At 74.3% G+C, this 9,303-nt stretch carries 1 protein-coding gene and 2 pseudogenes; all 3 read left to right on the top strand.

Annotated elements, in window-relative coordinates:
* Window positions 1-89: 89 nt before the first annotated feature.
* Window positions 90-4,232, top strand: a pseudogene (locus HFV08_RS30945) (SDR family NAD(P)-dependent oxidoreductase); the annotation flags it as partial.
* Window positions 4,233-4,254: 22 nt separating this feature from the next.
* Window positions 4,255-6,825: pseudogene (locus tag HFV08_RS32670) on the top strand (type I polyketide synthase); the annotation flags it as partial.
* A partial coding sequence (locus HFV08_RS32665) for a beta-ketoacyl synthase N-terminal-like domain-containing protein (RefSeq protein ID WP_446696853.1) occupies window positions 6,814-9,303 on the top strand: 2,490 nt, incomplete at its 3' end. The pseudogene HFV08_RS32670 and the gene HFV08_RS32665, both read left to right, overlap by 12 nt.

The raw sequence follows: 9,303 nt of genomic DNA, 5'->3' as shown, positions 1-9,303 counted from the left end.
GTGTCGCTTCGGAGCTGACCTACGACACGCCTTCGGTTCCGGTGGTGTCGAATCTGACCGGTGAGCTGGTGACCGAGTTCGATGCCGCGTACTGGGTGGAGCACGTGCGCCATGCCGTGCGCTTCGCGGACGCGATCGGTTTCCTGGCTGCTGAGGGCGTGACCCGCTTCGTGGAGCTGGGGCCGGACGGCGTGCTGACCGCGATGGCGCGGGACTGCCTCCCGGAGGCCTTCGACGGGCTCCTGGTGCCGGTGCTGCGCAAGGACCGCCCGGAGGCCGCGGCCTTCCTCGCCGCGCTCGGCGAGGCCTGGACCAAGGGCATCCGGCCCGACTGGACGGCGCTGACCGCCGGGCAGGCGGCACGCCATGCCGAGCTGCCCACGTACGCCTTCCAGCGGCTGCGCTACTGGCCGAAGCCCGCCCGCCCGGCGGGGGATGTGGCCGCCGCCGGTCTCGGCGCGGCCGGGCACCCCCTGCTCGGCGCCACCGTGGCCGCGGCCGACGGCGGGCAGATCCTGCTCACCGGGCGCCTGTCGCTGAGCAGCCACCCCTGGCTCGCCGACCACGCGGTCGCCGGGACCGTACTGCTGCCGGGTACGGCCTTCGTCGAACTGGCCCTGCGCGCGGGCGAGGAGGCGGGCGTCCCGCACCTCGCCGAGCTGGTCCTCGAAGCACCCCTGGTGCTGCCCGCCCGGGAGGCGGTGCAGATCCAGGTGCTGGTCGGCCCCGCCGAGGAGGACGGCGGCCGTGCGGTCTCCGTGCACTCCCGGGCCGGGGCGCCGGGGGAGAGCGACGCCCTCTGGGTGCGCAACGCCGCCGGACGCCTCACCCACCCCGCCCCCGAAGCCCCCGCCGAGCCCGGCAACTGGCCGCCCGCGGGCGCCGAACCGGTCGACCTGGACGGCTTCTATGCGGGGCTCGCCGCGGCCGGTTACGGGTACGGCCCGGCCTTTCAGGGGTTGGCCAAGGCCTGGCGCTCGGGCGACGGTGACCAGGTGTTCGCCGAGGTGGAGCTGCCCGAGTCGCAGCAGGACGAGGCGGGCCGGTTCGCTCTGCACCCGGCCCTGCTCGACGCTGCCCTGCACGGGCTCGCAGCCGCCGGGCCGGCGACGGCGGAAGGACAGGTGCGGCTGCCCTTCTCCTGGAACGGTGTGCGTCTGCACGCCGTCGGCGCCTCCCGGCTGAGGGTCCGGATGGCGACGGCCGGCCCGGACTCCCTCTCCCTCGACATCGCGGACCCCGAGGGCCACCCGGTCCTCGGCGTGGAGTCCCTCGCCACCCGTGCCGTCCCCGTCGAGCAGCTCGCCGCCGCGGCCACCGCGAGCACCACCGAGCACCTGTACCGCCTCGACTGGTCCGCGGTTCCCGCCGCCTCCGCCGCCGAGCCCCCGCACCTGCTGCGGATCGGCGCCGAGGAGGCCCCCAGTGCCCCGTACCGGACGAGCCACCCGGATGTGGCGGCCCTGACCGCCGCCCTCGAAGCGGATGCCGCCTTGCCGGACGCCGTCGTGCTCGACGTCCCCGGCGGCACGGCCTCCGGCGCGGAGGCGGCCCGCGAGACCGCCGCCGCGGTGCTCGGCGTCCTCCAGGAGTGGCTGGCCGCCGAACAGCTCGCGGACGTGCGCCTGTTCGTGCGCACCCGGCGGGCCGTGGCGGTCCGCTCCGGCGAGGACGTGACCGCGCTCGCCCAGTCCCCGGTCTGGGGCCTGGTGCGCGCCGCGCAGGCGGAGAACCCGGGCCGACTGGTCCTCGTCGACACCGACGCCGACTGGGACGCGCCGCTGCCCGAGGCGGTCTTCGCCGCCGCGGAGGAGCCGCAGCTCGCGGTGCGCGAGGGAGCGCTGCTCGCCCCGCGCCTGGTGCGCGGCTCCGCGCCCGGTGCCGCCCCCGTCCTCCCGGCCGGTGGCGCCTGGACCCTCGACACCACCGGCGGCGAGACCCTGGAAGACCTCGCCTTCCTGCCCTGTGAGGCGGACCGGATCCCGCTCGCCGAGGGCGAGATCAGGGTCGCCGTGCGGGCCGCCGGGCTGAACTTCCGCGATGTGCTCATCGCGCTCGGCATGTACCCGGGGGCCGCCCGGATGGGCAACGAGGGCGCCGGAATCGTCACCGAGATCGGCCCCGGCGTCACGGGCCTCGCGGTCGGGGACCGGGTCACCGGCCTGATCCGCGGCGCCTTCGGCCCCCTCGCCGTGGTGGACCGGCGCCTGGTCGTCCGCGTCCCGGAGGGCCTCAGCTTCGAGCAGGCGGCGGCCCTGCCCACCGTCTTCCTCACCGCCTACTACGGGCTCGTCGACCTGGCCGGGCTCCGGCGCGGCGAGAAGGTCCTCGTGCACGCGGCGGCGGGCGGCGTCGGCATGGCCGCCGTGCAGCTCGCCGAGCACCTGGGCGCGGAGGTCTTCGGCACCGCCAGCGAGGGCAAGTGGGACACCCTGCGCGCCCTCGGCCTGGACGAGCGCCACCTCGCCTCCTCGCGCACCACGGCCTTCGAGGAGACCTTCTCCGCGGCGACCGGCGGCGCGGGCGTGGACGTGGTCCTGGACTGCCTGGCCGGTGAACTGGTGGACGCCTCGCTGCGGTTGCTGCCGCGCGGCGGACGCTTCCTGGAGATGGGCAAGACCGACGTACGCGACCCGGCCGAGGTCGCCGCGAGCCATCCGGGCGTCGACTACCGCGCCTTCGACATGGTCGAGGGCGCCGGTCCGGACCGTATCGGGGAGATGCTGGCGGAGCTTGCGCGGTTGTTCGAGGCGGGGGTGCTGAAGCCGCTGCCGGTGCGGTCGTGGGACATCCGTCGTGCGGGTGAGGCGTTCCGGTTCATGTCGCAGGCGCGGCATGTGGGCAAGATCGTGCTGACGGTTCCGCAGGTCTGGGATCCGTCGGGGACGGTGCTTGTGACCGGTGGTACGGGCACGTTGGGTGCGCTGGTGGCCCGGCATCTGGTGGCCGAGCACGGTGTGCGGCATCTGGTGCTGGCGGCGCGTCGTGGTCCTGAGGCGCCGGGTGCGGCCGAACTCGTCGCGGAACTGGGCGAGTTGGGTGCGCAGGCGGAAGTGTTGGCCTGTGATGCCGCTGACCGGGGGCAGTTGGCGAAGCTGCTCGACGGGATCGACGGGGCGCGTCCGCTGCGTGCGGTGGTGCACACCGCCGGAGTCCTCGACGATGCGGTGCTCGCCGCCCAGACCCCCGAGAAGCTGGACCGGGCGATGCGGCCCAAGGTGGACGCCGCGCTCAACCTCCACGAGCTCACCCGCGACCTGGACCTGACCGCCTTCGTCCTCTACTCCTCCGTCGCCGGGGTCCTCGGCGGCCCGGGGCAGTCCAACTACGCGGCGGCCAACGCCTTCCTGGACGCCCTCGCCGCGCACCGCCGCGCCCAGGGGCTGCCGGGCCTCTCGCTCGCCTGGGGCCAGTGGGCCGAGGCGAGCGGTATGACCGAGGGGCTCGCGGGCGCCGACCTGGCGCGCATGAACCGCAGCGGGGTGCTGCCGCTGCCCAGCGAGCAGGGCCTCGCCCTGTTCGACGAGTCCGCCCGGCACGACGAGCCGCTGCTCGCCGCCGTACGCCTCGATGCGGCCGCGCTCCGCAACCAGGCGGAGGCGGGCAGGCTGCCCGCCCCGCTGCGGAGCCTGGTGCGGACCGCGGTGCGCCGGGCCGCCGCCGGTACCGCCGTCACCGCGGCCGGTGCCGCCGCGCTCGGGCAGCGGCTCGCCACGCTCGCCGAACCGGAGCGCGCGGACGCCCTGCTCGACCTGGTACGCGGCCATGTCGCCACCGTCATCGCCCACCCCGACCCGGCGGCGATCGACACCGAACGGGGCTTCCTCGACCTCGGCTTCGACTCGCTGACCGCCGTCGAGCTGCGCAACGGCCTCGGCGCCGCCACCGGCCTGCGCCTGCCCACCACGCTGATCTTCGACTACCCCTCACCCGCCGCGCTCGCCGGGCACCTGCTCGCCGAACTGCGGCCCGAGGGCGGCGAGGACGGGGCGGCGGACACCGCGGTCCTCGGCGCGATGTCCGAGTGGGAGGCGGCGATCGCCGCCCTGCCCGCAGGCAGCGAGGGGCGCGAGAAGGCCGTCAAGCGGCTGCGCTCGCTGCTGTGGAAGTTCGACCGGACCGAGAACGAGACCGACGAGGAAGCGCAGGGCCAGGAGGGCGGCAGCACGCTCACCGCGGCCACCGACGACGAGATGTTCGCCCTGATCGAGAACGAACTCGGCCTCAACTGAGACCACCGGAGGCAGCGCCCAGATGGCCAGCGCCAGCAACGAAGAGAAGCTCCGCGACTACCTGAAGCTCGTGACCGCCGACCTGCAGCAGACCCGCAGGAGGCTGCAGGCCGTCGAGGCCAAGGGCCAGGAGCCGGTGGCGATCGTCGGCATGGCCTGCCGCTATCCGGGCGGCGTCGACTCGCCGGAGGACCTGTGGCAGCTGGTCTCCTCCGGCGAGGACGGCATCACCGCCTTCCCCACCGACCGCGGCTGGGACCTGGACGGGCTCTACGACCCGGACCCGGACCACCCCGGCACCAGCTATGTGCGCGAAGGCGGCTTCGTCCACCAGGCGGGCGGCTTCGACGCGGAGTTCTTCGGGATCCCGCCGCGTGAGGCGCTGGCCATGGACCCGCAGCAGCGGCTCTTCCTGGAGTCCTCCTGGGAGGCCTTCGAGCGGGCGGGCATCGACCCGACCACGGTCAAGGGCAGCCGCACCGGCGTCTTCGTCGGCGCGGGCAACCCCGGCTACCTCGGCGGCGGCACCGGAACCCCGCCGCAGGAGGTCGAGGGCTACACCCTCACCGGCAACGTCAACAGCGTGATCTCCGGCCGGGTCGCCTACACCTTCGGCCTCGAAGGCCCGGCGGTCACCGTCGACACCGCCTGCTCCTCCTCCCTGGTGGCGATCCACTGGGCCGCCCAGGCGCTGCGCGGCGAGGAGTGCACCATGGCGCTCGCCGGGGGCGTCACCGTCATGCCCAACCCCTGGCTCTTCCAGGAGTTCAGCCGCCAGCGGGGCCTGGCCAGGGACGGCCGGGTCAAGGCCTTCTCCGCCGCCGCGGACGGCACCGTCTGGGGCGAGGGCGTCGGCGTCCTCGTCCTGGAGCGCCTCTCCGACGCCCGCCGCAACGGGCACCGCGTGCTCGGCCTGGTCAGCGGCTCCGCCATCAACCAGGACGGTGCGAGCAGCGGGCTGACCGCCCCCAACGGCCCCTCCCAGCAGCGGGTCATCGAGGCCGCGCTCGCCGGCGCCCGCCTCACCCCCCTCGACGTGGACGCGGTCGAGGCCCACGGCACCGGCACCGCCCTCGGCGACCCCATCGAGGCGGGGGCCCTGCTCGCCACCTACGGCCAGGGACGCGGCGCCGAGAACCCGCTGCTGCTCGGCTCGGTGAAGACCAACATCGGCCACACCGCCGCCGCCGCGGGTGTCGCGGGCGTCATCAAGATGGTGATGGCCATGCGGCACGGCACCCTCCCGAAGACCCTGCACGCCGAGGAGCCCACCCCCGAGGTCGACTGGTCCCCGGGCACCGTCCGCCTGCTCACCGAGAACACCCCCTGGCCCGCCGCCGACCGCCCCCGCCGGGCAGGCGTCTCCTCCTTCGGCATCAGCGGCACCAACGCGCACGTCATCGTCGAAGGAGCCCCCGCGGAGGAGGACTCGGCCCCCGAGACTCCCGCGGCCCCCGCGCGCGGCCCGCTGCCCTGGGCGCTCTCCGGCCGCTCCACCGCCGCCGTACGTGCCCAGGCCGCCAAGCTGCTCGACCACCTCGCCGCCGCCCCCACCGACCCGGCCGACCTCGCCACCTCGCTGCTCACCACCCGGGCCGCCCTCGACCACCGCGCCCTGATCCTCGCCGAGGACCTCGACCAGGGCACCGAAGCCCTGCGCGCCCTCGCCGAGGGCACCCCGCACCCCTCCGTCACCGAGGGCACCGCCCGCCCCGGCAAACTGGCCTTCCTGTTCTCGGGTCAGGGTGCGCAACGCCTGGGTATGGGGCGGGAGTTGTACGGGGCGCAGCCGGTGTTCGCGGCTGCTTTGGATGAGGTGTGCGCCGGTTTCGGTGCGGATTTCCGGGAGCGTGTGTTCGCTGCTGAGGGTGGGGAGTTGGACCGTACGGGTCTGACTCAGCCTGCGCTGTTCGCCGTCGAGGTGGCGTTGTTCCGTCTGGTGGAGTCCTTCGGTGTACGTGCGGACTTCCTGGCGGGTCATTCCATCGGTGAGTTGGCGGCGGCTCATGTCGCGGGTGTGCTGTCCCTGGAGGACGCCTGCACATTGGTGGCTGCTCGTGGTCGGTTGATGGAGGCGTTGCCCGAGGGTGGCGCGATGGTCTCCGTACGGGCGAGTGAGGCCGAAGTCCGGTCGCGTATCGGGGAGTTCGAGGGCCGTGTCGACATCGCGGCGGTGAACGGTCCCGAGTCGGTCGTCCTGTCCGGTGAGGAAGCGGCCGTCCTCGAACTCGCGGAGGCGCTGGCGGAGTCGGGCCATAAGACCAAGCGGCTGCGTGTCTCCCACGCCTTCCACTCGCCGTTGATGGAGCCGATGTTGGAGGAGTTCCGGCGTGTCGCCTCGGAGCTGACCTACGACACGCCCTCGATCCCCGTGGTCTCGAACCTGACCGGCGAACTGGTCCGCGAGTTCGACGCCGCGTACTGGGTGGAGCATGTGCGGCGTGCCGTGCGCTTCGCCGACGGCATCGCGCTGCTCAGCGCCCGCGGGGTCACCCGCTTCCTCGAACTCGGTCCGGACGGCGTCCTGTCCGCCATGGCGCAGGAGTGCCTGCCCGAGGACTTCACCGGGCTCCTCGTCCCGCTGCTGCGCAAGGACCGCCCGGAGGCCGAGGCCTTCCTCGCCGCGCTCGCGGAGGCCTGGACCCGGGGCGCCGGACCCGACTGGTCCCCGCTCTTCGCCGGGCGCCCCGGCCGCACCGTCGACCTGCCCACCTACGCCTTCCAGCGGCGCCACTACTGGCTCACCCCCGCACTCGGCGCCCGCGACGAGGCCGAGGAGGAGTTCTGGCGCGCCCTCGACGAGGAGGACATCGACTCCCTGGTCGACGCGCTCGGCATCGACGCCGGGCGGAGCCTGCGCGAGGCCCTGCCCGAGATGGCCTCCTGGCTGCGCCGCCGCCGGGACCCGGAGACCCGTAAGGCCCTGGCGGCCCTGCGCGCCGAGCCGAGCGCCGAGGACAGCGAGACGGCCGCCGCGCTCCGCGCCACCCTGCGCGAACTGCCCGAGCCGGAACAGCTGCGGACCGTCCTCGACCTGGTCCGCACCCAGGCCGCCGTCGTCCTCGGGCACAGCGGCAAGGAGGCCGTCGACGCCGGACGCGCCTTCAAGGAACTCGGCTTCGACTCGCTGGCCGCCGTCAATCTGCGCAACCGCATCAACAACGCCACCGGCCTTAGGCTGCCCGCCGCCTTCGCCTTCGACTACCCCACCCCGGAGGCGGTCGCCGCCCACGTACGCGCCGAGATCCTCGGGGAGAGCACCGCCGCGAGCGCCGTACTGCCGAGCGCGGCCTCGGACGAGCCGATCGCGATCGTCGCCATGGCCTGCCGCTACCCCGGCGGGGTGCGGTCCCCCGAGGACCTGTGGCAGCTCGTCGACTCGGGAGCCGACGTCATCTCCGGCTTCCCCACCGACCGCGGCTGGGACCTGGACGGGCTCTACCACCCGGACCCGGACCACCCCGGCACCAGCTATGTACGCGAGGGCGGATTCCTGCACGACGCCGCCGAGTTCGACCCGGCCTTCTTCGGGATCTCCCCACGTGAGGCGCTGGCGATGGACCCGCAGCAGCGGCTCGTCCTGGAGACGGCCTGGGAGGTCTTCGAGCGCGCCGGCATCGACCCGGCCCGGGTGAAGGGCACCCCGACCGGCGTCTTCGCGGGCGCCACCCAGCCCGGCTACTTCGGCGGCATGACGACGATGGGCGAGGGCGCCGAGGGCTACTCGCTCACCGGCAACCTGACCAGTGTCATCTCCGGCCGCATCGCCTACACCTTCGGCCTGGAAGGCCCCGCGGTCACCGTCGACACCGCCTGCTCCTCCTCCCTGGTCGCCATGCACCTGGCCGCGCAGGCGCTGCGCGCGGGGGAGTGCCGTCTCGCGCTCGCCGCCGGGGTCACCGTCATGCCGACCCCGGACCTCTTCGTGGAGTTCAGCCGCCAGCGCGGCCTCGCCAAGGACGGCCGGGCCAAGGCCTTCTCCGCCGAGGCCGACGGCACCGCCTGGTCCGAGGGCGCCGGCGTACTCCTCCTGGAACGCCTCTCGGACGCCGAGCGCAACGGGCACCAGGTCCTCGCCGTGCTGCGCGGCTCCGCCACCAACCAGGACGGCGCCAGCAACGGACTGATGGCGCCCAACGGCCCCTCCCAGCAGCGAGTGATCCGCCAGGCTCTCGCCAACGCCCGGCTCAGCCCGAGCGAGGTGGACGCCGTCGAGGCGCACGGCACCGGCACCGCCCTCGGCGACCCCATCGAGGCGCAGGCCCTGCTCGCCACCTACGGCCAGGAACGGGACGGGGACCGGCCGCTGCTGCTCGGCTCCCTGAAGTCCAATATCGGCCACACCTCCGCCGCGGCCGGTGTCGCGGGCGTGATGAAGATGGTGATGGCCATGCGGCACGGCAGGCTGCCGCGCACTCTGCACGCCGAGCAGGCCACCCCGCACGTCGACTGGAGCAGCGGCTCGGTCGCCCTGCTCACCAGCGCCGCCCCCTGGCCCGAGACCGGCCGCCCGCGCCGCGCCGGTGTCTCCTCCTTCGGTGTCAGCGGCACCAACGCCCATGTCATCGTCGAGCAGGCACCCGTGCCCGCGCCGGTCACCGCCGAGGCCCCCCGCGAGGGCGAGCCGCTGCCGTGGCTGCTCTCCGCGCGCACACCCGACGCCCTGCGCGAACAGGCCCGCCGCCTGCGGGACTTCCTCACCGGGACCCCCGGTCTGCCCGCCGCCGAGGTCGCCACCGCCCTGTACACGGGCCGCGCCCAACTCGACTTCCGGGCCGCCGTCCTGACCGACTCGGAGCCGGACCTCCTCGCCGCCCTCGACGCCCTCGCCGAGGGATCCACCGACCCGGCCACCGCCCAGGGCACGGCCACCCCCGGACCGCTCGCCTTCCTGTTCTCGGGTCAGGGTGCGCAACGTCTGGGTATGGGGCGGGAGTTGTACGGGGCGCAGCCGGTCTTTGCGGCTGCTTTGGATGAGGTGTGCGCCGGTTTCGGTGCGGATTTCCGGGAGCGTGTGTTCGCTGCTGAGGGTGGGGAGTTGGACCGTACGGGTCTGACGCAGCCCGCGCTG

Origin of the sequence: Streptomyces physcomitrii (genome assembly GCF_012273655.1) — a bacterium.
Lineage (GTDB): Bacteria > Actinomycetota > Actinomycetes > Streptomycetales > Streptomycetaceae > Streptomyces > Streptomyces physcomitrii.
This window is presented reverse-complemented; position numbering and strand designations above follow the sequence as displayed.